This is a genomic window from Mesorhizobium sp. B2-3-13, assembly GCF_006442195.1.
Taxonomy (GTDB): Bacteria; Pseudomonadota; Alphaproteobacteria; order Rhizobiales; family Rhizobiaceae; genus Mesorhizobium; species Mesorhizobium salmacidum.
The window spans coordinates 1-24,219 of record NZ_VFVQ01000003.1 but is presented as its reverse complement, the minus strand read 5'-3'; the positions used below and the strand labels follow the sequence as shown (position 1 = coordinate 24,219).

The 24,219-nt window shown below is 62.0% G+C and carries 29 protein-coding genes; 12 read left to right on the top strand and 17 right to left on the bottom strand.

Annotated features, from left to right (window positions below):
* Nucleotides 1–143 precede the first annotated feature (143 nt).
* On the bottom strand, nucleotides 144–959 hold the full coding sequence (gene blaOXA, locus FJ941_RS04810; RefSeq protein WP_140503522.1) for a class D beta-lactamase: 816 nt from the start codon (nucleotides 957–959) through the stop codon (nucleotides 144–146).
* Nucleotides 960–1,097: 138 nt separating this feature from the next.
* Nucleotides 1,098–1,472, bottom strand: a complete 375-nt coding sequence (gene yidD / locus FJ941_RS04805; RefSeq protein ID WP_140503520.1) for a membrane protein insertion efficiency factor YidD — start codon at nucleotides 1,470–1,472, stop codon at nucleotides 1,098–1,100.
* Between the two features lie 111 nt (nucleotides 1,473–1,583).
* Between yidD and FJ941_RS04800 the strand changes: the two genes are divergently transcribed.
* The gene (locus tag FJ941_RS04800) at nucleotides 1,584–1,742 is read left to right on the top strand and encodes a hypothetical protein (protein ID WP_210242212.1); all 159 of its coding nucleotides are present in this window, start codon (nucleotides 1,584–1,586) and stop codon (nucleotides 1,740–1,742) included.
* Between the two features lie 38 nt (nucleotides 1,743–1,780).
* Here FJ941_RS04800 and FJ941_RS04795 read toward each other — a convergent pair whose 3' ends face one another.
* The 5 genes from FJ941_RS04795 to FJ941_RS04775 all read right to left on the bottom strand — a co-directional run bounded on the left by FJ941_RS04795 (nucleotide 1,781) and on the right by FJ941_RS04775 (nucleotide 6,244).
* Entirely contained in the window at nucleotides 1,781–2,479 is a 699-nt protein-coding gene (locus tag FJ941_RS04795; RefSeq protein ID WP_140503516.1) for an AIM24 family protein, read from the bottom strand.
* A 139-nt stretch (nucleotides 2,480–2,618) separates the two neighbouring features.
* Nucleotides 2,619–3,113, bottom strand: a complete 495-nt coding sequence (locus FJ941_RS04790) for a GNAT family N-acetyltransferase (RefSeq protein WP_140503514.1) — start codon at nucleotides 3,111–3,113, stop codon at nucleotides 2,619–2,621.
* Between the two features lie 4 nt (nucleotides 3,114–3,117).
* Nucleotides 3,118–4,617: an Asp-tRNA(Asn)/Glu-tRNA(Gln) amidotransferase subunit GatB gene (gatB, locus tag FJ941_RS04785; RefSeq protein ID WP_140503512.1), complete on the bottom strand. Its 1,500-nt coding sequence runs from the start codon at nucleotides 4,615–4,617 to the stop codon at nucleotides 3,118–3,120.
* 352 nt (nucleotides 4,618–4,969) lie between these two features.
* Nucleotides 4,970–5,401, bottom strand: a complete 432-nt coding sequence (locus tag FJ941_RS04780; protein ID WP_027145030.1) for a CBS domain-containing protein — start codon at nucleotides 5,399–5,401, stop codon at nucleotides 4,970–4,972.
* An 87-nt stretch (nucleotides 5,402–5,488) separates the two neighbouring features.
* Nucleotides 5,489–6,244, bottom strand: a complete 756-nt coding sequence (locus tag FJ941_RS04775) for a rhomboid family intramembrane serine protease (RefSeq protein WP_140503511.1) — start codon at nucleotides 6,242–6,244, stop codon at nucleotides 5,489–5,491.
* Between the two features lie 433 nt (nucleotides 6,245–6,677).
* Here FJ941_RS04775 and FJ941_RS04770 point away from each other — a divergent pair, with 433 nt between their 5' ends.
* The 4 genes from FJ941_RS04770 to FJ941_RS04755 all read left to right on the top strand — a co-directional run bounded on the left by FJ941_RS04770 (nucleotide 6,678) and on the right by FJ941_RS04755 (nucleotide 9,750).
* The gene (locus FJ941_RS04770; RefSeq protein WP_027145032.1) at nucleotides 6,678–7,313 is read left to right on the top strand and encodes a PAS domain-containing protein; all 636 of its coding nucleotides are present in this window, start codon (nucleotides 6,678–6,680) and stop codon (nucleotides 7,311–7,313) included.
* Nucleotides 7,314–7,427: 114 nt separating this feature from the next.
* Nucleotides 7,428–8,045 carry a PilZ domain-containing protein gene (locus FJ941_RS04765; RefSeq protein ID WP_140503509.1) on the top strand — a complete coding sequence of 206 codons (618 nt, stop codon included), beginning with the start codon at nucleotides 7,428–7,430 and terminating at the stop codon, nucleotides 8,043–8,045.
* A gap of 285 nt (nucleotides 8,046–8,330) precedes the next feature.
* Nucleotides 8,331–8,939 (top strand): transglutaminase-like cysteine peptidase, encoded by a 609-nt coding sequence (locus tag FJ941_RS04760; protein WP_140503508.1) that lies wholly within the window; start codon nucleotides 8,331–8,333, stop codon nucleotides 8,937–8,939.
* A 244-nt stretch (nucleotides 8,940–9,183) separates the two neighbouring features.
* Entirely contained in the window at nucleotides 9,184–9,750 is a 567-nt protein-coding gene (locus FJ941_RS04755) for an ankyrin repeat domain-containing protein (RefSeq protein WP_140503506.1), read from the top strand.
* Between the two features lie 38 nt (nucleotides 9,751–9,788).
* Here FJ941_RS04755 and FJ941_RS04750 read toward each other — a convergent pair whose 3' ends face one another.
* Entirely contained in the window at nucleotides 9,789–10,316 is a 528-nt protein-coding gene (locus tag FJ941_RS04750) for a gamma carbonic anhydrase family protein (RefSeq protein ID WP_140503504.1), read from the bottom strand.
* 19 nt (nucleotides 10,317–10,335) lie between these two features.
* Nucleotides 10,336–10,671: a hypothetical protein gene (locus tag FJ941_RS04745; protein WP_140503502.1), complete on the bottom strand. Its 336-nt coding sequence runs from the start codon at nucleotides 10,669–10,671 to the stop codon at nucleotides 10,336–10,338.
* Between the two features lie 115 nt (nucleotides 10,672–10,786).
* On the opposite strand from FJ941_RS04745, the gene FJ941_RS04740 reads away from it, so the two are divergent.
* Complete coding sequence (locus FJ941_RS04740) at nucleotides 10,787–11,518, top strand: hypothetical protein (protein ID WP_140503501.1); 732 nt, start codon at nucleotides 10,787–10,789, stop codon at nucleotides 11,516–11,518.
* A gap of 54 nt (nucleotides 11,519–11,572) precedes the next feature.
* On the opposite strand, the gene FJ941_RS04735 is transcribed toward FJ941_RS04740, so the two are convergent.
* Nucleotides 11,573–11,776 (bottom strand): DUF3126 family protein, encoded by a 204-nt coding sequence (locus FJ941_RS04735; protein ID WP_006200852.1) that lies wholly within the window; start codon nucleotides 11,774–11,776, stop codon nucleotides 11,573–11,575.
* A gap of 146 nt (nucleotides 11,777–11,922) precedes the next feature.
* Nucleotides 11,923–12,771, bottom strand: a complete 849-nt coding sequence (gene cysE, locus FJ941_RS04730; RefSeq protein WP_140503499.1) for a serine O-acetyltransferase — start codon at nucleotides 12,769–12,771, stop codon at nucleotides 11,923–11,925.
* 133 nt (nucleotides 12,772–12,904) lie between these two features.
* Between cysE and FJ941_RS04725 the strand changes: the two genes are divergently transcribed.
* Nucleotides 12,905–13,501 carry a hypothetical protein gene (locus FJ941_RS04725; protein WP_140503497.1) on the top strand — a complete coding sequence of 199 codons (597 nt, stop codon included), beginning with the start codon at nucleotides 12,905–12,907 and terminating at the stop codon, nucleotides 13,499–13,501.
* A gap of 46 nt (nucleotides 13,502–13,547) precedes the next feature.
* Here the strand turns inward: FJ941_RS04725 and FJ941_RS04720 are convergent, their stop codons facing one another.
* Genes FJ941_RS04720 through FJ941_RS04710 form a run of 3 tightly spaced genes read right to left on the bottom strand, consistent with a single transcriptional unit; the run spans nucleotide 13,548 to nucleotide 15,518 of the window.
* Nucleotides 13,548–14,315 (bottom strand): alpha/beta hydrolase, encoded by a 768-nt coding sequence (locus FJ941_RS04720; RefSeq protein ID WP_140503496.1) that lies wholly within the window; start codon nucleotides 14,313–14,315, stop codon nucleotides 13,548–13,550.
* 19 nt (nucleotides 14,316–14,334) lie between these two features.
* A complete protein-coding gene (locus FJ941_RS04715) occupies nucleotides 14,335–14,898 on the bottom strand; it encodes a DUF192 domain-containing protein (RefSeq protein WP_140503494.1) in 564 nt (187 codons plus the stop codon).
* Nucleotides 14,899–14,921: 23 nt separating this feature from the next.
* Entirely contained in the window at nucleotides 14,922–15,518 is a 597-nt protein-coding gene (locus tag FJ941_RS04710; protein WP_032935881.1) for a cold-shock protein, read from the bottom strand.
* 216 nt (nucleotides 15,519–15,734) lie between these two features.
* On the opposite strand from FJ941_RS04710, the gene FJ941_RS04705 reads away from it, so the two are divergent.
* Nucleotides 15,735–16,175 carry a VOC family protein gene (locus FJ941_RS04705; RefSeq protein ID WP_140503492.1) on the top strand — a complete coding sequence of 147 codons (441 nt, stop codon included), beginning with the start codon at nucleotides 15,735–15,737 and terminating at the stop codon, nucleotides 16,173–16,175.
* Between the two features lie 127 nt (nucleotides 16,176–16,302).
* A complete protein-coding gene (locus tag FJ941_RS04700) occupies nucleotides 16,303–16,596 on the top strand; it encodes a DUF2218 domain-containing protein (RefSeq protein ID WP_140503490.1) in 294 nt (97 codons plus the stop codon).
* Between the two features lie 44 nt (nucleotides 16,597–16,640).
* Here FJ941_RS04700 and FJ941_RS04695 read toward each other — a convergent pair whose 3' ends face one another.
* Nucleotides 16,641–17,195 (bottom strand): DUF1697 domain-containing protein, encoded by a 555-nt coding sequence (locus tag FJ941_RS04695; RefSeq protein WP_140503488.1) that lies wholly within the window; start codon nucleotides 17,193–17,195, stop codon nucleotides 16,641–16,643.
* Nucleotides 17,192–18,448 (bottom strand): threonine ammonia-lyase IlvA, encoded by a 1,257-nt coding sequence (gene ilvA / locus FJ941_RS04690; protein WP_140503486.1) that lies wholly within the window; start codon nucleotides 18,446–18,448, stop codon nucleotides 17,192–17,194. Before ilvA ends, FJ941_RS04695 begins: the two co-directional genes overlap by 4 nt.
* A gap of 375 nt (nucleotides 18,449–18,823) precedes the next feature.
* Between ilvA and FJ941_RS04685 the strand changes: the two genes are divergently transcribed.
* Both FJ941_RS04685 and FJ941_RS04680 read left to right on the top strand, forming a co-directional pair.
* On the top strand, nucleotides 18,824–19,921 hold the full coding sequence (locus tag FJ941_RS04685; protein WP_181166122.1) for an alpha/beta hydrolase: 1,098 nt from the start codon (nucleotides 18,824–18,826) through the stop codon (nucleotides 19,919–19,921).
* A gap of 143 nt (nucleotides 19,922–20,064) precedes the next feature.
* Nucleotides 20,065–21,225: an alpha/beta hydrolase gene (locus tag FJ941_RS04680; RefSeq protein WP_140503482.1), complete on the top strand. Its 1,161-nt coding sequence runs from the start codon at nucleotides 20,065–20,067 to the stop codon at nucleotides 21,223–21,225.
* 24 nt (nucleotides 21,226–21,249) lie between these two features.
* On the opposite strand, the gene ade is transcribed toward FJ941_RS04680, so the two are convergent.
* Complete coding sequence (gene ade, locus FJ941_RS04675) at nucleotides 21,250–23,067, bottom strand: adenine deaminase (protein WP_140503480.1); 1,818 nt, start codon at nucleotides 23,065–23,067, stop codon at nucleotides 21,250–21,252.
* A 248-nt stretch (nucleotides 23,068–23,315) separates the two neighbouring features.
* Here ade and FJ941_RS04670 point away from each other — a divergent pair, with 248 nt between their 5' ends.
* A complete protein-coding gene (locus tag FJ941_RS04670) occupies nucleotides 23,316–23,978 on the top strand; it encodes an outer membrane protein (protein ID WP_140503478.1) in 663 nt (220 codons plus the stop codon).
* Nucleotides 23,979–24,219: the final 241 nt, after the last annotated feature.

Here is a 24,219-nt window from a genome sequence, read left to right as displayed (position 1 = left end):
CTCCTATCCAGTCCCGCAAACGAGCGCGGGTGGTAAAAATGCAGATATCAGCGGTTCGGGAGCTGCGACCTGCCAGAGTGCCGGAGGCGTCCGGCGGCGGCAGTCTTTTATGAGCAGATGCCGCCGCCGTAAAGCCCGGCTCACTAAATCAGCTGCGGCAGTTCCTTCAGGAACGCGGCCCGTGTCGCCAACCCCTTCGGCATGTCGGTCCGCTTCGTATCGACGACGAGCCGGGCGAACACGATCTGGCGGCCGTCTTTCCGCGCCCAGCCGACAAACCACCCGAGCGAGCGCTTGTCCTTACCGCCCTCGCCGAGCCGGGTGCTGCCGGTCTTGCCCTTAACGACCCAATCGCCGGCCTTAAAACTCGGGATGATGGCCCGTGTCATGTCATGCGCCTTGGCCGATACCGGCATCGTGCCGGCGAGCAGTTGCCGCAGGAAGGCAACCTGTTCAACCGGCGAGATCTCGAGCGAAGAGTTGACCCAGGAATGGGTGAGCCCGTCATTCTTGCCGGGATCGCCCGAAACGTCAGTGTTGCCGTAGTTGAACTTCGATACGTAGCCGGCAAATTTCTCAGCTCCGAGCCGACGCGTAATCTCCCGAGAATACCAGATGATGGAATCGCGTTCCCATATCACCGGATCGACGGTCTTCCGACCCCGCTTCACCGCGTTGAATTCGGGTTTATAGTCCCAGCTTGGCGTGTGCTCGTCGCCCAGGATGCCGGCGTCGTAGCCGATCAGCGAAAGCGGCACCTTGAACGTCGAAGCCGGGCTGAAGCGCTGGTCACACACCCCTTCCTGGTAAAGCGTCTTGCCGGTTGCGGCATCGGCGATCAGCGTGCACTGCACATCCCTGAGCGGCGCTGACTGCGCGCGCATCGGAAATCCCAGCAGCCAGGCGAGCAGGAACAGGACTCCGGCAAAGATGAAAGGAAGACGGTCGACGTTGCGCATGGGATGCTCGCTCCAGGAGGGGTTCGCGAGCGGGCTTAGCGATGTCTCTTGTCTCGATTTTGTCTCAAATGCGCAGTTGTCGTGCAGGCTTGCGTTAACCCTACCGGATCGTAAACGGGCGCGGCGCGACCAGCGCCCTCATCCCTGGGCTTCGCCGCGCTTGCGGCCGATCCGCCAATATCGCCATGGCAAGAACCAGACGTAGCGGGACGCCAGCACCTCCGGCACGAGGTCGATGCCGTGAGTGCCGAATGGGCCGCAGCGCAGCATGCGGAACAACCCCATCCAGCCGCCGGCCCACAGGCCATGGCGAGCGATCGCCTCATGCGCGTATTCCGAACAGGTCGGCAGATGCCGGCAGGAATTGCCGACAAAGCCGGACAGCGTCAGCTGGTAAAGCCGCACGAGCGACGTGCCGAGCAAGCGGCCGGGCGTCTTGCGCCACGGGCCGGGCCAGTTGCGGCCGCGCCTCGACGCTCCGGCTGTATGCGCATGCCCGTGCTGGTCGCCCACTGCGATCTCCGCGTTTCCAGGTGATAGATGTGAGCTTCCGCCGAAGAACGCAATCCCGCTCGCCCTGCCGTCACGGGTGGTAACGGCGAAATGGTTGCCGGTCGGCCGGAGGTGCCCACCAGCCAGAGGGAGATCGCGGCCGCCAGCGTCGTTTCCGACGGCACCATCAAGTCGCAATTAGCGACGATCTTCGACAAGACGGGAACGGGCGACCAGCGGGAGCTTGAACTGCTGATACGCGAGTTGTCCTCACCGCTGCGCTCGCGCTGACCCTGGCCTTCATCCATCCCGCTTGCGGTTCCCCGAGCCTACTCCTCGGTCGGCATATGCAGGTACATCGACTGGATGCCGACCCTGCCCGGGCCGGTGAAGCGGTTGACGATGAAGTTCATATTGGCACCGAAGAAGCCGCTCGACAGCCGATCGATCTTGGTTTCCATCCTGACCGAGGCATCCTTGAACAGCCAGCCGCCGGGTTCGATGTCTATGGTTTCGCCTGGAGCGAGCGTCTTTTCAAACACGTTGCCATAGCCGTGCAGCCAGACGATGCCGTCACCGGTGTCGCCGCGAAACCGGTCGATAAAGAAGCCGCTTTGGCCGAACAGCATCGTCGCAAGGCCGCGTACGCGCTCGAACGTGTAGTCGACGTTGCCGGTGGCGGCCAGAAACTGGTGCTCGCGCACCTGGATCTCCTCGCCTCGCCGCAAGTGAATCGGCACGATGTGACCCGGCCCGTCACGGCTGAACGCGATGATGCCCGCTCCCGAGGCCTCGGTCACGAAGATCTGCATGCCGGCCATCATGCGCTTCAGCGCACCCTTCAGCGATTTCAGGCCGATGGTGATCGTGGAATTTTTCCACAGCAGGATGTGGTGCTCGAAATAGACGGGCATCCGCGTCACGTCGACGGAAAGCACAGGCACCAGTTCGCCCGCTATGTGATAGGTGACGCCACCAAAGGTTTCGTCCGACACCTCAGTCGGCATCAGTTCCGGCAGACTTGGCATGGCTCCCCCTAAAGCCGTCCTGCGCGCCGGTTTATTCCGGCTCGCGCGGGTCGGCCTAAGCAGCTTTGGTGCCGGACGTCAGGGCCGTCAAACGAAAACAGCCCCCGGGTCGTGCGCTCGCGCGAAGGTGATCAGGTGCTCAGGCGGCAAGTACCCGTTCATAGATCAGCGCCGGGATGGCCGAGCCGGCGGAGCCGCAATTCTCGGTGCGGCCGGCCTGGACGAAGCCATTGGCCTGATAGAAGGCAACGGCGCGGGTGTTCTTCTCTTCCACTTCGAGCCGAATCCGGTGGGCCTCCGGAAAGCTCTCGATGATTTCGTCGAGGAGCATGCCCCCAATGCCTCGGCCCTGCAGCGAGGGAAGCACATAGAGCTGCCTGAGCATGACCACACCGCCGTCGCCGACGGCTTCGGCAAACGCCATGCCGCCAATGCGCTTGCCGTCATCGGCAACGAGGAACTCGCTGCTCGGCTTAGCCAGCCTCGCCTTCAATGAGGCGATGGAGTGCCATTCATTGGTGATCTCGGCGACCCGCTCGGCACCGTAAATCGCGTCATAGGTGGCATGCCAGGTCTCGACCAGCAACGCCCGTACGGCTGCGAGGTCGCGGTCTCCGGCGGTGCGGACGAACATACCTTTACTCGATACCCAGCTTGGCCTTGACGAGATCGTTGACGGCCTGCGGATTGGCCTTGCCGCCGGTCGCCTTCATCACCTGGCCGACGAACCAGCCGGCCATCGTCGGCTTGGCCCGTGCCTGTTCGACCTTGTCGGGATTGGCCGCGATCACCTCGTCGACCGCCTTCTCGATGGCCCCGGTGTCGGTGACCTGCTTCATGCCGCGGGTCTCGACCAGTTGGCGCGGATCGCCGCCCTCGTTCCAGACGATCTCGAACAAGTCCTTGGCGATCTTGCCGGAGATGGTGCCTTCCTTGATCAGGTCGATCACCGCACCGAGCTGGTCGGGCGAAACCGGAGCGGATTCAATGTCCTTGCCGGCCTTGTTGAGAGCGCCCAGCAGATCGTTGATGACCCAGTTGGCGGCGAGCTTGCCGTCGCGCCCGGCCGCCACCTTCTCGAAATAATCGGCGATCGGCTTTTCCGACACCAGGATCGCTGCGTCGTAGGTCGAGAGGCCGAGCGAGGAGATCAGCCGCATTTTCTTGTCATCGGGCAGTTCCGGCAATTCCTTGGCCAGGGCATCGACATAGGCCTGGTCGAATTCCAGCGGCAGAAGATCGGGATCGGGGAAATAGCGATAGTCGTGCGCCTCTTCCTTGGAGCGCATCGAGCGCGTCTCACCCTTGACGGCATCGAACAGCCGCGTTTCCTGATCGATCTTGCCGCCGTCCTCGATGATAGCGATCTGCCGGCGCGCCTCGTAGTCGATGGCCTGGCCAATAAAGCGGATCGAATTCATGTTCTTGATTTCGCAGCGGGTGCCGAATTCGCCACCTGGCCGGCGCACCGAGACATTGACGTCGGCACGCAGCGAGCCTTCGTCCATGTTGCCGTCGCAGGTGCCGAGATAGCGCATGATGGTCCGCAGCTTGGTCACATAGGCCTTTGCCTCGTCGCCGGAGCGCAGGTCGGGTTTCGATACGATCTCCATCAACGCCACGCCGGAGCGGTTGAGGTCGACATAGGACATGGTCGGATGCTGGTCGTGGATCGACTTGCCGGCATCCTGCTCCAGGTGCAGGCGCTCGATGCCGACCTCGATGTCCTCGAACTCGCCCTGGCGGTCGGGACCGACCGAGACGATGACCGTGCCCTCGCCGACGATCGGCTGTTTGAACTGCGAGATCTGGTAGCCTTGCGGCAGGTCCGGATAAAAATAGTTCTTCCGGTCGAAAACCGACTTGTGGTTGATCGCCGCCTTCAGCCCCAGGCCGGTACGGATCGCCTGCTTGACGCATTCCTCGTTGATGACAGGCAGCATGCCGGGCATGGCCGCATCGACCAGGCTGACATTGGCATTGGGAGCAGCACCGAAGGCGGTCGAGGCACCGGAGAAGAGCTTTGCCTCCGATATCACTTGCGCATGCACTTCAAGCCCGATGATGATTTCCCAGTCGCCGGTGGCGCCTGGTATCAGGCGTTTGGCGTCGGGCATGCGGGTATCGATGATGCTCATGGTAGCCTGCGAATTACGGTGACTCTGACGGAAGTTTCATGTTTGGGACGTGACTTTCACGTCTGGCGTGAAAGCCATTCGCTAGTGCAAACCGCCAAAAGAGACAAGCGCAAAGCCACGGCCGGGAGTTTTCTGGACGTCTCGGAGAGCGGATGTCCACTTACGCTCGGTCCCGGCGAGGCCCTGACCTCGTAGCGAGGCAGGGCAGAAAACCGAAAATTGAAACGCAAGAAAACGGTTTTCGTCGTCGGACACTACCGCGTCACAAGGCGCGGGCACGTCCGCTCCGAGCTCGACAACAGGTAGTCTTGGTGCTGCCGGCCGGCATTCGGCCGGCGGCACCCATCACCGCTCAGGCGGTGGCGATGTAGGCCCGGATTTCCGCGGCCTCGCGCTCGACGTCCTCGATGCGGCGCTTGACCACGTCGCCGATGGACACGATGCCGTCCAGCAAGCCGTCCTTTTCCACCGGCAGATGGCGGAAACGACCCCTGGTCATGATCTCCATCACCTCGTTGACGGTGTGGTTTTCATTGCAGATCTTCACCTTCGGCGTCATGGCCGAACGCACGGGGATATCGAGCGCGGCGCCGCCTTCCCTGGCAACCACGCGCACGATGTCGCGTTCCGACAGGATGCCGACGATCTTGCGATCGCCATTGGTGATGACCAGCGCCCCGATCCTGTGCTCGGAGAGGATTCGGATGGCTTCGCTCAGTTTTTCGTTCGGCCCGAGCGTCAATACGTCATGGCCTTTTTGCTCGAGAATGGCCTTAACCGTCATGGCGTCCTCCTCTATTTTGCCAACCGGTTCCTGCCCTGACCGGCTTTCACATAAGAGTGAACATCGTGCGCCGTGATCGGTTGCATTTCAAGTCCGGTCGGAGGTCTCCCAGTCAGGTGCTTGCCATCCCCTGTCGAACCGGCGCAGGCCGAAAAAGCCCGCGAGAAAGCCGCCAATATGCGCCTCCCAGGCGATCTGGCCGTCGATGCCCGGCGCGAATCCGAGAAGGCCGGTGGCGAGATTGATGATCATCCACATGGCCAGGAAAATGACGACGCCGCGCGAACGCAGCACGATCGCGACCGGCAGAACCGGGCCGGCGAAACCAGCCTTGCCGGCCGAGCGGTCGGTGCGGAAACCAAAACGCGCCGCAGCCCCCATCATGCCCGATATGGCGCCCGATGCGCCGACCAGCGGCGCTTCTCCATACGGATGCATCGCCCAGAAGAGCGCCACCGAAGCCAGTCCGGTGACGGCAAAGAACAACGCGAACCGGAGCGCGCCGAGACGATTGGCCAGCGGTGAGCCAAATGCGGCGAGCCAGACCATGTTGATGGCGATATGGGCAAAGCCGCCATGCATGAAGGCGTAAGTGAAAGGTCGGGTGAAAAGGAACCAGTCGAAGCCGTATTGACCGGTATAGAGGACCGGAATGAAAGCCCCGTCATACAGCAGCGTCATCTGCTGGGCGTCGTTCAGCACATATTGCTGCAGCAGATAGACGATCGCGCAGATGCCGATCACCGCCATCACGATCGGCGGCAGGTTGAACACCGGCTCACGCGCCGGTGGCGGCATGGTCTCGGCCGTTTCGGGCTCGGACGGATATTGCGGTTCGCTCATCTGCAATCGCACTCGATGCTGGTTCGGCCTGGGCTGGTTCGGTCTGGCGTGGTTCGGTCTGGCCAGCATCTAGATCACCGCCGATGGAACCGCAAACAGCGAATCGTCCCGCTCCGAATCAGGGACGCGAATCAAAAAAGAAGCCGTCCAGGGTTTCCCCTGGACGGCCGGTCGAGCCCCCTGCTCCCCTAAAACTCTTGACTGAAGTGCTGCCGATCGTCGCGAAACGACCGCTTCTGGAGTGGCTTTTGTGTGCCACACGGCTTGCCAGGACGCAACGTAAACCAATTGTTAACCTTAACGGCCCCGACCCGTGAACAAGTGTTAACGACGCTGGCACGCTTCCTGCTCCCCAACGCATGTAGGTCATCGGAGGGCGCCCTTCTGTTCACCGATGGGACATCAGACGACAGAATGCGCGGAGCTTTTTAGTATGAACCAAAACGGATCGATCACGCTGTTCCACTATTGGAACCGCCTGCGTGACGGACGCCCCGCTCCGAAGCGATCGGAAGTCGAGCCGGCCGATATCAAGTCGCTGCTGGCCGATACGTTCATCCTGGAAAGGGACACGCGCGGGCAGCCGGTATTTCGTCTGGCCGGCACCAGGCTCTGCGCCTGCTACGGCCGCGAACTCAAGGGGTTCTCTTTCCCCTCGCTATGGCGCGAGAAGGATCAGCGGCTGGTTTCGCGGCTGATCCACGGGGTCTTCGACCAGAAATCCGTCGTGCTGATCAATTTCGAGGGCTTCAGCCGCAACGGCCGCTCCAACAAGTTCGAATTGCTCGCCTTGCCGCTCGATGGTGGCATTGAAAATCCGCGCTGCCTCGGCGTGATCAGCGCCGTTGAGAAGCCGTTCTGGCTGGGCGCCGATCCGATCACGGACGCCTTGATTGATTCCATACGCGTCATCGACCCGGAGAAAGAGCTGCTGAACAATCGCCCGGCGATCGACGTTCCCTCGCTCGTTCCCGACGAAATCGGGGCGCCTGACACGATCTCGGCGCTTGGGCGGGCGCGCCGCATTCGCCATCTCGTCGTCTTCGACGGCGGGCGCGAAGATAGTTGATGATCACACAGTCCCGCGGGCTCGTTTTTCCCCTTTGTTAACCCGCTTTGTTGTACTTCTCTGACGAAGTCCCTTGCATCGACGCGCGGGATGCCAAACGGGGTGTAGGCAGTCATGAGGTCAGCGGCGGTCGACTACGCGCCGTCCCAAGCTGAAAGGCGTAACTTTCAGCGCGTCCGGGTCAAGATATACGGACGATTCATGCTGGAGGACCGCACCGAGCACCCGTGCCAGGTCGTCGACATGTCGCCCGGCAACGTCGCGCTTCGTACCGACCGCATCGGCATGCCCGGCGAGAAAGTCATCGCCTATATCGACCATATCGGCCGCATCGAAGGTATTTTGACACGCACGCTGCCGGACGGCTTCGCGATGACGGTGATTGCGTCCGACCGCAAGAAGGACAAGCTCGCGGCGCAGTTGACTTGGCTTGCCAACAAACACGAGCTCGACCTGCCGGAAGACCGCCGTCACGAGCGCGTCTCGCCACGCAATCCGACCAGCGTGCTGCAGCTCACCGACGGCCGTCAGTATCAGTGCCGGATCATCGATCTGTCACTGTCCGGCGCCGCGATCGAGATCGACGTCAAACCGGCGATCGGAGTCCAGGTCATGCTCGGCACGATGCGCGGCCAGATCGTCCGGCATTTCGAAGACGGCGTCGCCATCGAATTCGCCGTCATCCAGCGCCCCGAAACGCTCGATTCCGAATTCAACACGCCGCGCGCCTGATCAGGCCGCAAAGCACGCCCATCAAGCCGGCCCTCGCGGCCGGCTTTTTGATTCCGGGGTGCGGCGATCGATATATCCTCGGACGGCAGGTTCCATAGTTTCAGAAATGGTCCGCGCGAGGCTGAATTCGCAGAAAACCAGCCCAGCAATCCAAACAATTCAATACTCAAATGATTCAAATTTTATGCTTATTCTACTGGCGTTTTACTTAAAACCTACTTCGCTTTTTTGCGTCGAATAAATCCACATGTGGCAATGTCTCCCTTCGAACGGGGAGACTGAATAATGAAAAAAGCGAGGGGCAAGCTGTTGCTGATGGCAATGGCGATGCAGCTTTCCGCCTGGGGATCAGCATATGCCGCGGGACCGGCCTATATGCATACCGGCGGACGCACCACGCAGCCTGTTGGCCATTATGAATTCTGCCAACGCATTCCTGGCGAATGCAACGAGAAGACCCCCAAGGGAGAGCCGGTCGACCTGACCCGGAAGCTATGGGCGACGATCGTCAGCATCAACAATTCGGTCAACACCCGCGTCAAGCCGCGCACCGACATGGAAAACTACGGTGTCGAGGAATACTGGGCCTACCCGGACAATGGCTATGGCGATTGCGAGGACTATGCGCTGGAAAAGCGCCGCGAGCTGATGGATGTGGGCGTGCCGGCCGGCGACCTTTTGATGACGGTTGCGCGCCAGCCGAACGGCGACGGCCACGCGGTGCTGACCGTGCGCACCAGCCTCGGCGAGTTCATCCTCGACAATCTGGAAACCAAGGTGCTGTCCTGGACGGACACCGACTACACCTATCTCAAGCGTCAATCGACGGAAAATTCCGGCGTTTGGGTGACGATCAACGACGGCCGTTCCGACGCGGTCGCCAGCGTCCGCTGAGGACGCCAACAAGGTCAGGCGCGTTGCACGACGCGCTCAACGAGAAACCCGGTCGAGTCCCCACCCTCCCCGTCCCCAACGACCGGGTCAAAGGAGCCGGCCCCGTCCCCGGGCCGGCTCCACCATTTCTGGAGGAAGCTGCTAAAACTGACCCGATGACACGTGGTGCATCACGCTGCCCCTGCCTTTCCACGCGCAACAGATCGATGCACAATCGGCCGTTTCGTTTCCTGGATCACTGCCGATGCTGGAAATCCCGGAAGATCGATGCGAGCGCCACCGGCTGTTCAAGGCAATCGACGATGCCTTCAAGGCTGGCGACTTCGGGGCCCTCGGCACCGCCTTGGGCGGCTCGAGGGGGTGGTTCGACGAGCACATGCCGTTCGAGCTCGGTCTTGGCCATCCGCTGGAATACGCCATCTACTGGAGCCCTCTCGCATTCGTCGCAATGCTGATCGAGGCCGGATCCAGCCCGAATTACGAGGATCATGCCGGATTTCCCTCCATTATCGCGGCGCTGTCCACCAAGCGCGCGGACAAGCTCGACATCATCGGCATCCTGATCGATCACGGCGCCGATCCGGATATGCGAGGCGTCAACGACTGGACGCCGCTCCACTACGCCGTCGCCACGCGCGACGCGGAGGCGATCCGCCTGCTTCTTGCCGGCGGCGCGGACCCTTCGTTAAGGACCCGTATCGACGACTGTACGACAGCCCTTGAAGAAGCAGAGATTGCAGGATTCGGGTTGGGCGCGTCGCTGCTACGAGCAGCCATGGCCGAGCGCGGAACGGGTAACCGGGAACCATAAGCGCAACCGGCGGCCGAAGGCGTGCGTCGGCCGAGAGTTCAGACCTTCTTCAACCCCGCCTTGAAGCGCCTGGCGTTGGCGACGTAGTGCGCGGCCGATGCCCGCAGCCGCTCGACCGCCGCGTCGTCCAGCACCCTGATCGCCTTGGCCGGCGAACCGACAATCAGCGAATTGTCCGGAAACTCCTTGCCTTCGGTGACCAGGGCGCCGGCGCCGACGAGTGAATTCTTGCCGATCCTGGCGCCATTCAGCACGATGGCGCCCATGCCGATCAGGCTGTTGTCACCAATCGTGCAGCCATGAAGCATGGCGCGATGGCCAATCGTACAGCCCTGTCCGATGGTCAACGGAAAGCCGGGATCGGTGTGCATGACGGTATGCTCCTGCACATTGGTGTCGGCGCCGATGACGATGGGCTCGTTGTCGCCCCTGATAACGGCGCCGAACCAGAAGCCTGCATTGCGGCCGATCCTGATGTCGCCAATCAGCGTGGCATCGGGCGCGATCCAGTTCGAGTCAGCGTCGGCGAAGCTCGGCTCCGTTCCATCGATCGCATAAAGCGGCATTGTCGGTCTCCGAATCGTCTCAGGCTGGAAACCCTAGGAGACGGACCGCCCATGAAGCAATGGCGAGCACGACGATGCCCAGCGCCAGGGACCAGGCAATAGCGGTGCAACCGCATGACAAGAGCGCCACTGTCGAAATGCGGTTCTGGCGCCGCGCATCAAGGGCATCGTTGATCAGCATGAACGGCCCGGCGCCGGCAGTGGCAGCCAGCGAGCGCAGCACATGCGAGGGCGACACATATGGCTCGGTGAAGGCGACCTTGCGACCCGATACCAGTTCCATTGTCGAACCGGTCAGCCCGCAAACCGTCAGCCCGACGACAAAAGCGAACAGCAAGAGCTCGATCTGGACCATATTAACCCTCCATTTACCATGAAATCGCACAGTCGTTTCAGGACGGCAGCAAGAGCCGTGCCGTACGATGTGTGCCGTCGAGGGACACCCGGATGGCGGAGGGACTAGGACCGAGATGAAGCAGGCAGCGATCGCCGACGGCCCAGAACTCACCGTGGTCGATTCCATGCTGATGAAGCGGGTGTTCTACGCGTTCGCCGCACTTGCGTTGCTGTCGATAGTCATCAGCCTTGGCGGCAAATGGTTCGGCCGTTCCATTGCCATGGCCGGCTACACCGACGACGCGACCGTGCGCGAGGTGGTGATCGGCAACAACATCATCACCGTGCCAGCCAATTTCATCCGGTTCGAGCAGGCCCGGCGCGACGGCATCGCCTCGCGCCTCGACCTCTATTTGCGCTATCCCCAGATGGACGGCTACAGCGAGGCGTCGCGCGATGATTTCAATCACGCCGGGGCCAACAGGAACATCATCTTCCTGTCCTTCGAGCAGCAGATGATGTCGCGCGACATGAGCGGCCGGTTCGGGCCGATCTACAGCGCGCTGATCGTCCAGCCCGGCATTCCAGGACCTGGCGGCACGACGGTCTACGGCTTCAATGAGAAATCAGGCTATCTGAACGAGATGCTGGTCGTCGGCAAGCGTGGGGGCAAGGACCTCTTCGTGGCCCGCTGCCTCAGCGGGCCGAGCGCCGGCGAATCGCTGGCTCCTTGCGAGCGGGACATCCATGTCGGGGATGATCTCAGCCTTACCTATCGCTTCCCGAAGGAATTCCTTGGCGACTGGCAGACGCTCGATGCGGCGATCGCGGCCGAGGCGGGGCGAATCCTCAAGACCGGACATTGACCGGCTGAAAGCGGCCCGGCCGCGCTCGACGCGGCCTGCCGTGGCATTGCTGGCTCAGGCCAGGTCGATGTCCAGGATCGCCATCGAGAAATTATAGTCGCCATCGTCCTCGTCCTTGAAGACGATGCCGAGGAATTCGTCACCGACATAGACTTCGGCCGAATCTTCCTTGCGCGGCCGTGCCTTGACCTCAAGCTTGGGGTTCTGGAAGACGCGCTTGAAATAGGCGTCCAGCTTTCTGATTTCGTCCGGCTTCAACAGTCTTCTCCGATCATCGGCTTGCTCGTTTGAACGGCGCTTCTGGCACGTCGACAATGGCGATGTAAAGGCAAGCCGGCCTTATTGCACCGGAAGCGGCAGCACCACCGAGCAAATCGCAATCATGCGGGGCAACTGCCAGCAAATCAGATATCGAAACTGATCACGTGGTCCATCTTCTGCGACGGCAGAAGCTGGTCCATCTGGCGCGAAGGCTGGTCGCAACCGGTCTCGCCGACCACGCGGGCCGGCACGCCGGCAACCGTCTTGTTGTGCGGCACAGGCGACAGCACCACCGATCCGGCGGCAATCTTGGAGCAATGGCCGACCTCGATGTTGCCGAGAATCTTGGCGCCGGCGCCAATCAGCACGCCATGGCGGATCTTGGGATGGCGGTCGCCACCGGCCTTGCCGGTACCGCCCAGCGTCACGCCGTGCAGGATGGACACATCGTCCTCGATCACCGCGGTCTCGCCGACGACGAGGCCGGTGGCGTGATCGATGAAGATACCCTTGCCGATGCGCGCGGCCGGATTGATATCGGTCTGGAAGACCGCGGACGAACGGCTCTGCAGGTAGAGAGCGAAATCCTTGCGGCCGTGGTTCCACAGCCAATGCGCCAGCCGATGGGTCTGGATGGCGTGGAAGCCCTTGAAGTAGAGCACCGGCATGATGAACCGGTCGCAAGCCGGGTCGCGGTCATAATAGGCCTGGATGTCGACGCGCACCGTGGTCGGCCAGTCCTTATCGTCGGCGAGCATAGACTTGAAGGTCTGGCGGATGAGATCGGAGCCGATATCCTGATGGGCAAGCCGCTCCGCGATCCTGTGGACGACAGCCTCTTCCAGGCTCTCCTGGTTGAGGATCGTCGAATAGAGGAACGCGGCCAAAAGCGGGTCGCGGTTGACCGCTTCCATCGCTTCGTCGCGGATCGAACGCCAGATCGGATCGACCGGCTGCAACGCGCTGTGGCGGGAAATGCTGATGCTGTTCATCGACGTCTCGTCCTGCGTCCTGCTAGTCTGCTGTCATCGGGGCCGCACATATAAGCCAGATCATAGCACGATTGAACTCAATTTTCCTTAGTGCTGTGTCAAATGGATTTGGTTCGCGGGAATTCAAGCAGCCATGGAAAACGAACCCTTGATCAACGACGCCCTGAAAACCGAAATTTCGGCGCTCTACGCCGCCGAGGAACGCCACTATCACAACCTCGCGCATATCGAGGCAATGCTGGCGCTTGCTCGCGACTATCGGGGAGAGCTCGGCGACCCCGAAGCCGTCGAAGCGGCGATCTGGTTCCACGACGCCATCTACGACAGCAGGGCCAGGGACAATGAGGCGCAAAGTGCCGCCCTTGCCGAGAAAAAGCTCGCCGGCCGCATCGATGCCGGCCGCATGGGCCGCATCAGCGCTATGATCCTCGCCACCGCCACACACCAGCTGCCGCTATTCGACGACGCGGCGGCGATACGCGACGCCAGCCTGTTTCTCGACATGGATCTTTCGATCCTGGGTGCCGCGCCTGAGGCGTTCGACGCCTATGAACGCGCGGTCCGCCGCGAATATGGCTGGGTGGAGGAGTCGATATGGCGTGCCGGCCGCGGTGCGGTGCTGAAGACCTTCCTTGCCCGACCGCATATTTTTCACACGCAGGAGTTCCGGCAGCGCTTCGAACCACAAGCCAGACAAAATATCGCACGGTCCCTGCAGGCCTTGACCTAGGTCAATTTCGCGCCCCGAGACCCTTGGTCCAAAAGAAATCGAAGCCTCAGAGCGGATTTTCGGCGTAGAACTCCAGCACCCGTTGCTTGAAGGTCTTGTCCCCGACAGCCAGCATATGGTCGCGGCCCTCGATGTGGAAGGCCCTGGCGTTGGGCATCAGCGCCGCAAGCTCGTCCGGCGATCCGCCAATGTCGTCGGTGGTACCGACCGCGACCAGCGTCGGCTGGGCTATGCGGGCGATATCCTCTTCACCAAGCAATTCCCGTGAGGTGACGATGCAGGCGGCAAGCGCCCGGCGGTCGCTTCGGGTCTGGTCGGCGAAGGCGCGAAAAGAGCGGCCGCGCGGATGGGTTGTCGCGGCCGGATCCTCGGCAAGGAGAGCGGCGGCGATCGGATCCCAATCGCCGACGCCGTCAATCATGCCGATGCCGAGGCCGCCAAAGACCAGCGTCGCCACCTTGTCCGGGTCGGACAGTGCCAGGAAGGCAGCAATTCGCGCGCCCATCGAATAGCCCATGACATGGGCCCGTTCGATGCCGAGATGATCGAGCAAGGCAGCGGCATCCGAAGCCATTTTCGCGGGTGTATAATCGGCCTCGTCGTAACTCTTGGATGACGAGCCGTGGCCGCGATTGTCGAAGGCGATGGCGCGATAGCCGGCATCATTGAGCGTCTTGAACCAGCCGGGCGACACCCAGTTGACATAGTGGCTCGAGGCGAAGCCATGGATCATCAGCACCGGATCGCCCTCGCCCGATGCCGGTTGGCGGTCGAGGAAGGCTAGATCGAACCCGCCATGGGAAAAAAACTGCATCGGAAGGCGGTCCCGGCGCTCAATCAGAATCGACGTTCGGAGAATCGCCCTTGTCCGCGGGCGGCATGCCAGGACCCGGTGCCGTGCCGATCGCCGGATGGCGCAGCAGGTCGCCATCCGCGATGCCGTCCCTGGCGGCAGTGCCAGCCTTGAGTTCGAGCACGAAGCGAACCGGCTCGCCCGGCGAAACAATTGCCTCCGACTGCGGCTCGCCTTGCTTGATCGCGCGGATCCTGCCGTCCTGACCGACAAAGATCAGATCGAGCGGCATCGGCGTATTCTTCATCCAGAAACTGACGTCGCGTGTCTCGTCGAAGACGAACAGCATGCCATGATTGGCGGCCATGTCCTCGCGAAACATCAGGCCGGCTTCCCGCTCGGCCTCTGTATCGGCGACTTCGATCGAGAAGGAGCGCTTGCCATTCTTGGTCACAACCACCAGCGGCGCGGGATCGACCGGAAGGATCATCGCCCGGCCATCGGCCGCGCTGGGTACCTGGAAATAGAAGAATGCGGCTGCAGCGACTATGACGGCGGCCACAGCGCATACCACGCCCGTCGTCAGCCCGTTCCTGTGTCTCATATGAAATCCTCGGCCGGATCGCCCTAGTGCGAGACCGGCAAGGTGCCCATATCGGGGTGAATTTCGGCAGCCATAAGGCCTTTGTCACCGCGGCCGAAACGGACAAGTACGACCTGGCCGGGCCGAAGCTCGGTGATGCCGTAGCGGCGCAAGGTCTCCATATGAACGAAAATGTCCTCGGTGCCCTCGCCGCGCGTCAGGAATCCAAACCCTTTGGTGCGGTTGAACCATTTGACCAGAGCGCGTTCGAGCCCGCTCTCCGGCGTCACCGAGACATGGGTGCGCTGTTCCTGCATTTCCGCGGGATGGACGGCGGTGGTGACATCCATGGAAAGCACACGGAAGGCCTGCAGCCCGCGCTCGCCCTGCTTCACAAGACAGACCACGCGCGCGCCTTCCAAGGCTGTCTGGAAGCCGTCCCGTCGAAGACAAGTCACATGGAGGAGGATATCGCCCGAAACACCGTCATCCGGAAGGATGAAACCATAGCCCTTGGCCACATCGAACCACTTGATGGCGCCGGCAATTTCGGCAAGGTCGGCGGCGTCGCCGCCCTCGTCGCGTGTCAAGGCGTCGCCAAGGGTATTCGCCCGCCCCGTCAAAGAGGCCTTTTCCCCCATAAGAATGCCCCCTTTATTCAAGAACACCGCAACTGATTCTTGGCACCAGATTAACACCGCGGCTTCCGGTATGTGCAAGACCTGACGTGCCTTTTTTCACGGTTCATTGCGGGAATACCGGATTTGTTCTTTGCCGGCGCCGCCTGACCCCGGCGATTGCCCTTTGACCGGGCCGACCCTATGTTGCGCCGCAACCCAACAGATCGAGGAAAACACATGCGCTATCTGCACACCATGGTCCGCATCGCCGATGTCGATGCCTCGCTCGATTTCTATTGCAACAAGCTCGGGCTGAAGGAAGTTCGCCGCTATGAAAACGAGCAGGGCCGCTTCACGCTGATCTTCCTGGCCGCTCCGGAAGACGAGCAGAGCGGCATCGCCGACAAGGCGCCGCTGGTCGAGCTGACCTACAATTGGGATCCGGAAGACTACAAGGGCGGGCGCAATTTCGGCCACCTCGCCTACGAGGTCGACGACATCTACGCCACCTGCCAGCGACTGATGGACAATGGCGTCACCATCAACCGGCCGCCGCGCGACGGCAACATGGCCTTTATCAGGTCGCCGGACGGCATCTCGATCGAGCTTCTGCAGAAAGGTCCGGCCAAGGCCAAGGCGGAACCGTGGGCGTCGATGGCGAATACCGGAAGCTGGTAATCGATAGCCTTTTCAAGTGGCCGGCGGCCACTCCATGGTGTTTTGCCAGGTTGTGCCTATCTATGCGCCTATGGCGCCTGCCCTGAAGAGCAGCGCCACGTCTTGAGATAGCTTCGGAGAACCCTTCATGCCGATCAGCCACGCCAATGTCTCCACGGCGCACGCAAGCCGCTATCTGCAGCAGCTGTGCAAACATTGGGCGCACAAGTTTCCCGTCGAGTTCGACCCCAATCACGGCGTCATCGACCTTTCACTGGGCCGCGCGGTCATGGACGCCGACGGGGCAGCGCTGCACATCACGGTTTCGACCGACGAGTCCGCTTCGATCGAGCGCCTCGAAAATGTCGTTGCCGACCACATCAAACGCTTTGCGTTCCGCGAAGAACTGGCCTTCGACTGGAAACGCGCCGAGGCGGCGTAGTTCGTTCATGCGTGTCGCCGCGCATTTCCGGCGAGACGCGTGGATCAATCGCTTCCGGACTTGCGCGCCATTTCCAGCAGCGCCAGCACTGAGCGCCAATTGCGGGCCGTGCCCGGCACTTTCAACGTGCGCGGAATGAGGCTGGCGAACACCGATTTGCCGAGCCCGTCCGGCGCGCTGAGATAGAGCACATCGCCCTTGACCTCGAACCGCTCGGGACCCGTGCACTTTTCCGCCAACCGGGCCACCTCATCGGCGGTCGGCTCACGCTCCAGCGCATAGGCGTGGAGCTTCGTGTGATCAGCGGCCGCTTCCGGATAGGGATTTTCGCGCACCAGCCGTTCGAACCATTCGAAATCGCGCACCATGATGCGCGAATGGAAACCCCATTTTTTCTCGAAAGCCGCCTCGATCTGTTTGGTCAGCGCGGCGGCGTCGCCCTTGTCAGCGCGGAATACGGCATTGCCGCTCTGCACGTAGGTGGAGACATCGGAACAACCGAGGCCCTCGAAGAACGACCGTAACTCCGCCATCCTGACGATGCGGTTGCCGCCGACATTGATGCCGGAAAACAGCGCGATGAAGATCTTGCCGCTCATATTATGAAACCCGCCAGTGTCTCATTGTCGGTGATGTCCTGATACTGGACGCCCTCGGCCTCGAAATTCGCCTTCAGCAGGTCGAAATTGCGCCGATCCTTGGTTTCGATGCCGATCAGGACCGAGCCGAAATTGCGCGCCGACTTCTTCAGATATTCGAAGCGGGCGATGTCGTCGTCCGGACCCAGCATGTCGAGGAAGTCGCGCAACGCGCCCGGCCGCTGCGGAAAGCGGATGATGAAATATTTCTTCAGGCCTTCGAAGCGCAGCGCCCGTTCCTTGACGTCCGGCAGTCGCTCGAAATCGAAATTGCCACCTGATACTACCGCTACAATGGTCTTGCCCCGGATTTCCTTCCTGGAAAAATCCTTCAGCGCATCGATCGCAAGCGCGCCGGCGGGTTCCAGGACCACGCCTTCGACGTTGAGCATCTCGATCATGGTCGCGCAGAGCCGGTTTTCCGGGACCAGCCGCACGCTCTCTGGGGCAAACTCCTTGAGATAGCGCAAAGGTTCGCGGCCGATCTCGGCGACCGCCGCGCCGTCGACGAAGTTGTCGACCTTGGCGAGCTTCAGCCGTTTTCCCGCCGCAAGGCTCTCGCGCAGGCTCGGCGCGCCGGCAGGCTCGCAAAACACGAACTGGGCCTCACGGCCCTGATCGGCGAAATAGTGTGTCACCCCGGCAGCCAGACCGCCGCCACCCACCGGCAGCATGACCATGTCGGGCATGCGCGCGCCCGGCATCTGGTCCGCGATCTCATGGGCGACCGTCGCCTGACCCTCAATGATGTCCTTATGGTCGAAGGGCGGCACCATATGGCCACCGGAGCTCTCGGTGAATTCGAAGGCGGCGCGATAGCAGTCGTCGAAGAAATCGCCGACCAGCCTGATCTCGACGAAGTCGCCGCCAAACAGCCTGGTCTTGTCGATCTTCTGCTGCGGGGTCGTCACCGGCATGAAGACCACGCCCTTCTTGCCGAAATGGCGACAGACAAAGGCAAAGCCCTGCGCATGGTTGCCGGCGGACGCGCAGACAAACAGCTCGGCCTGGTTGCCTTCGCCAAGCGCCTTGCGGAAGAAGTTGAAGGCGCCGCGGATCTTGTAGGAGCGGACCGGACTCAAATCCTCGCGCTTCAAAAGCACCCGGGCGCCGGTCTTTTTCGACAGATAGTCATTTTCCTGCAGCGGTGTCTCCGGGAATATCTGGCGGATCGCAGAGGCGGCGGTGGCGACGCGCGAGGAAAAGCTGGTCATGACAAGGTCATCCCGGGATCGCCCGCGGGCGAGTTAGACAATAACCCTATTACACATCCGGCCCGGCAAGGCCATTGCCCGGTCGAGCCCGCGCCCGCAACGGCGCCGTCCCGAAATGCTAGCAGGCACTTGGGGACGTTTGTTCATGTTTTCTCGCATCGAGCCGAGCCGCGCATTGATGGGCGCCTGAATTCGACATCCGGCCGAGATGCAGGCGCCTGCCCTCTGCGGCGTTACGGCCTTGCTGCCGCTTTGGCCTTCGCGCAACAGTGCGAAGGCCGTCGCGAGGCGCCGACCGCATTTCGGCTGGACGCGACTTACTTCCGCCGCACTTGGCCTGCTGGGGAGGTATCGCGGAGGGTGGACGGCCCTTGTTTGGGATCGAGTGGAATTTTTATCGTGCATTTGAAGACGATTTGCATTCTTGCGCTTGCGCTGCTGGTGGCGGGCTGCGGCGGCCGCAAAACCGAGGAACTGCTCGGCAGCGCGGTCATGTCGGCGCCGGTGACGGAAATCGCGGGCAACCACTCGATCTTCATTGCCACGACCCGCAAGCCCTCCGACGACCCCAACAAGGTTTTCGACGGCGAACGCTCGGCGACGCTCAACTACGCCCGCGTCAATGTCACCGTTCCCGGGCTCCACACGACCGGCCAGATCGAGCGGCGTTCACGCGGCAAGTCGGACGATCCGGCAAAGTACTTCATGGCTTCCGAGGTCGTCGGCTACGATACCCAGCCGAAATTCTCCAGCGCGCTCAACGCCGACATAGCGGCGCGCGGCGGCCGCGTGATGGTCTTCGTCCACGGCTACAACACCGGCTTCGACGACGCTGTCTACCGCTTGACCCAGATTGTCCATGATTCCGGCTATCCCGGGACGCCGGTGCTGTTTTCCTGGGCCTCGGGCGCCAAGACCACCGACTATGTCTATGACAAGGAAAGCGCCAGTGCCGCCCGCGACCAGCTCGAAGTGACCTTGCGAATGCTGCAGCAGTCCGGCGCGCGGCGCATCGACATTGTCGCCCATTCGATGGGAACCTGGGTGACAATGGAAACGCTGCGCCAGATGGCCATCAGCGGCGATCGCGATCTTGGCGGCAAGCTTGGCGATGTGGTGCTGGCCTCTCCCGACATCGATGTCGATGTGTTCAAGAGCCAGATGCGCCGCTACGGCAAGCCCGACAAGCCGTTCATCCTGCTGTTGTCGGACGACGACCGCGCGCTGAGGTTGTCCGGCCTGATCGCCGGCTCGCGGCCGCGCGTCGGCGATTACAAGGATGCCGCCGACCTTGCCTCCTACGGCGTGACGGTCGTGGATCTCTCCAAGGTCAAAGGCAGCGACAGCTTCAATCATACGAAATTCGCCGACAATCCGGCACTGGTGAAGATGATCGGCCAGCGGCTGCGCGAGGACGATGGTTTCGCCAGCGACCGGGACGTGACCGACCGCATCAGCCTGCTTGGACAGTAGATGCGGCGCCGCGGTTTTCGCCGTGCCTGTTCACCATCGCCGAACCATTGGCCTACTTTGAACTGGACCGCGCCCGTCTCTGGCCTTATCGGAGTATCGAGCGACGTCATGCGTTTGACGTCCCCTTATGCGGGAGCCGACGCGTGGCCTTGCGCTTGAAGAGTCATGGTGTCGTCGCGTTCGCGGTGCTGGTCGCTGGCTGCGCTGGAAATACGCATGATCTGCTCAACAAGACGACGGTCACCGTGCCGGCATCCGATATTGCGGCCGCCCATGAAATATTTGTCGCCACCACCCGCCAGAAAGCGGCGAAGGACCCACGGCAGGTCTTCGACGGCGACCGTTCCCTGACCACCAGCTTTGCGCGGGTCGATGTCACGGTTCCGAAGAGCCATCAGGTCGGCAACATCGAGCGCGCCAAGGGTTCGGCCAACAGCAACCCGGCCAAGGATTTCACAGCCAGGGATGTCACCTTCTACGAAGGCGCGCCGCAATTCGCCAAGGCGGTCGGCGCTGACATCGCCATGCGCGGCGACCGTGCGCTGGTTTTCGTGCATGGCTTCAACAATGGTTTCGACGACGGCATCTACCGGCTGACGCAGATCGCCCACGACACGAAATATCCGGGTACGCCTGTGCTATTCTCGTGGGCGTCGGGCGCCAAGACGACGGGCTATATCTACGACAAGGACAGTTCCACCGCCGCCCGTGACGATCTCGAGGCAACGCTGAGGATGCTCGCCAAGACGCGGGTCAAGAGCATCGACATCATCGCCCATTCGATGGGGACATGGTTGACGATGGAGGCGCTGCGCCAACTCGCCATCACCGGCGACCGCGATCTCGGCGGCAAGCTGGGTTATGTCATCCTTGCCTCACCGGATATCGACGTCGACGTGTTCAAGAAGCAGATGATCCGTTATGGCAAGCCCGACAAGCCGTTCGCCGTGCTGCTTTCAGGCGACGACCGGGCTCTCAAATTGTCCTCGTTCATCTCTGGCGACAAACCGCGCGTCGGCGACTATGGCAATGCCGCCGACCTCGCCTCCTATGGCGTGTCGGTGGTCGACCTGACCAAGACCAAGGGCGGCGACGGCGGCCTCAACCACGCGAAATTCGCCGACAACCCGTTCCTGGTGCAATTGCTCGGCAATAGGCTGCGCACGCCGGCGGGCCTCGCCGCGGATGAGGACCCGGCACAGCTCACCGATATCGGTCAGGGCCTGGGAAAGGTCGTCGGCTCGGCTGCCGAAGTCATCATCACGACGCCGTTCAAGGTGCTGACCATCGCCACCGGCGGGTGAGCAACCAAGAGCGGACGGCTGGTTTCAGACGAATAGATCGACTTTCTGGAACGTCGTTACGTCGATCAGCCCGACGTCGGAAATTCTCAACTCCGGAATTACCACCAGCGCCAGCAGCGAGTGCTGCATGTAGGCGTTGTTCAGGGAACAGCCCATCTTGCGCATTGCCTCGGTCAGTTTCTCAGCCTTGGCAGCGACGATCTCGGCGCGCTCGTCCGACATCAGCCCGGCGATCGGCATTTCGACCAGCGCCAGTTCCTTGCCTCTGGAGAACAGCACGACCCCGCCGCCAACTTCGCCCAGTCGGTTCACGGCCAGCGCCATATCCTGCTTGTTGGTGCCAACGCAGATGATGTGATGGGCGTCATGGGCCACGCTGGAGGCCATGGCGCAGTCGGCCATGTAGCCGAAACCGGAGACGAAGGCATTGGTGACGGCACCCGTGCCCCTGTGCCGCTCGACCAGCGCGATCTGGCAAATGTCGTTGCGGCGATCCATGGCGACCAGCCCATCCTCGACTGGCAGATCGGCCTCCAGCGCGCGCGTGGGTGCCTGGTTCTCGATGACACCGATCACCCGCACCCGCACTTCGTTGGCCCCCTTGGGTGCCGCGATATCGAAATCGCCGGCCTTCAGCTTCTTGCCCAATTTGACGGTGTTCTTCGCCGTCTTCGGATAATCATAGGCCGGGATATCGATGTCGAGCTTGCCGCCCTTGGCCAGCCTGACGCCACGCGCATAGACCTCGTCGATGCTCATCTGGGTGAGATCGGAGACGATCAGCAGGTCGGCCAGCCGCCCGGGCGCGATCGAACCGATCTCACGTTCCAGCTTGAAATGAAGGGCGGTGTTGAGCGTTGCCATCTGGATCGCGGTCACCGGCTTCAGACCTTGGCTGATGGCGTGGCGCACCACCCGGTCCATGTGTCCCTCATGCACCAGCGTGCCGGAATGGCTGTCGTCGGTGCACAGGATGAAGTTGCGCGGATCGATGCCGCTTTCCGTCACCGCCTTGATCTGCGAGGCAACGTCGTACCAGGCAGAGCCCAGCCGCAGCATTGCCTTCATGCCCTGGCGTACGCGGGCGATTGCGTCCTCGGCGCGCGTGCCCTCGTGGTCATCCTCGGGTCCGCCGGCGACATAGCCGTGGAACGGCAGACCAAGATCGCGCGAGGCATAATGCCCGCCAACCGTCTTGCCGGCTTTGACCGTCGCGGCGATCTCGCCCGACATCACCGGATCGTTGGCGGCGACGCCCGGGAAATTCATCACCTCGCCAAGTCCGATGATGTTTTCCCAGCCCATCGCTTCCGCGACATCGGCGACCGTCAGTTCGGCGCCGGCATGTTCGAGCCCAGGCGCCGAGGGCACGCAGGACGGCATCTGCACATGCACGTTTATGGGCATGGCCACGGCCTCGTCATGCATCAGCCGCACGCCCGGCAGGCCCAGCACATTGGCGATCTCGTGCGGATCGATGAACATCGAGGTGGTTCCGTGCGGGATGACGGCGCGGCAGAATTCGGTGACCGTCACCATGCCGCTCTCGACATGCATGTGCGCGTCGCAAAGGCCGGGCACGAGATAGCGTCCGCCCGCGTCGACCACCTTGGTGCCCTGCCCGATCGTGTGGCCGGCATTCGGCCCGCAATAGGCGAAGCGACCGCCTGAGATGGCGATGTCGGTGCCGGCGATGATCTCGCCCGAATGGACGTTCACCCAGCGCCCGTTGCGGATGACGAGATCGGCGGGTTTGCGGCCCATCGCGACATCGACCAGATCGGTCGCCATTTCGGTCCACGGTTTGGGTTTCGTCGCGCGGGCGGGCGGCTTCGTGGCCATCAAAGACTCCTGTTTGCCCGACTGTGCCAAGCCGACGGCGTTTTGGCCAGCGAGGAAGAAAGGATTTGCCTGGAGATTGCCGGATTACTCGGGTTTCAGGTCGACTTCGACCTTGGCGTTGCCGGCTGAAATCCGCTCGGCGATGCGCTCGACCTCGCCCTAATCACCTTTGCAGAAATCCGATTCCGTTTTGCCGCAGATCAGGTTATGTTCCGATCAAGGATATTTGACTCTTCTCGGCGGGTTCGATGCATCGCCTGGTCGCAAGTGCCGGTCTTCTTGCAGTCCTGTCCGTGCCGGCTTTCGCTGCCGACGCGACAGTCGACGTGCCGATGACCGCGCCTGGCTTCGACTGGACCGGCTACTATGCCGGCCTGCAGGCGGGATATGGCTGGGGCCGCTCCGAGATCACCACAACGGAAGGCGCGCCGTTTTCCATCACGCCCGACGTCGACGGCGGATTCGTCGGCGGGCATGTCGCCGGCCTCTGGCAGTTCGATCAGGCCGTGCTGGGCGCCGAGGCGGACCTCAACTATTCCTCGGTCGACGGCACGGCGCAATCGGTCCTGGGAGACACATTCGGCGCCGAAATCAAGTGGTTCGGCTCGGTCAACGCCAAGGCCGGCTTCGCCATGGACCGCCTGCTGGTCTACGGCATCGGCGGCATAGCCTTTGCCGACATCGAGACGTCGCAGACCTCGGGGCCAGGGTTTGACAACACGCGCACAAATGTCGGTTGGACCGTGGGCGCGGGCGTCGACTACGCGCTGACCGACAAGTTCGTCGTCGGCGCGCAATATCGCTATTACGATTTCGGCTCAGAGAACCATGAGGCGCCGGCCCCCTTCAACGACCGCGATCAGAGCGTGAAACTGAACACGGTCGGCATCAATCTCAGCTACAAGTTCTGAACGTGGCCACCGGCGTCGTTGCTGGACAAGCAGCGCGCAGACCTGTCTTGCCGGATGTGGGGGCGGCCGGCGCTCCCAAGTGGGGCCCGTTGCGCAATATTGCGGGAGGCTTGTTGTGAGGATTGAGGGCGGCCATTTTCGTTGCTTTGGAGGCTTTTCGGGGGTTGGGAGCCGCGCTTTTGCGGCGTTTTGCGGATTTCGGGCGCAGCTATGGCGTGATCGCCGCCCATCGTCTCATGTT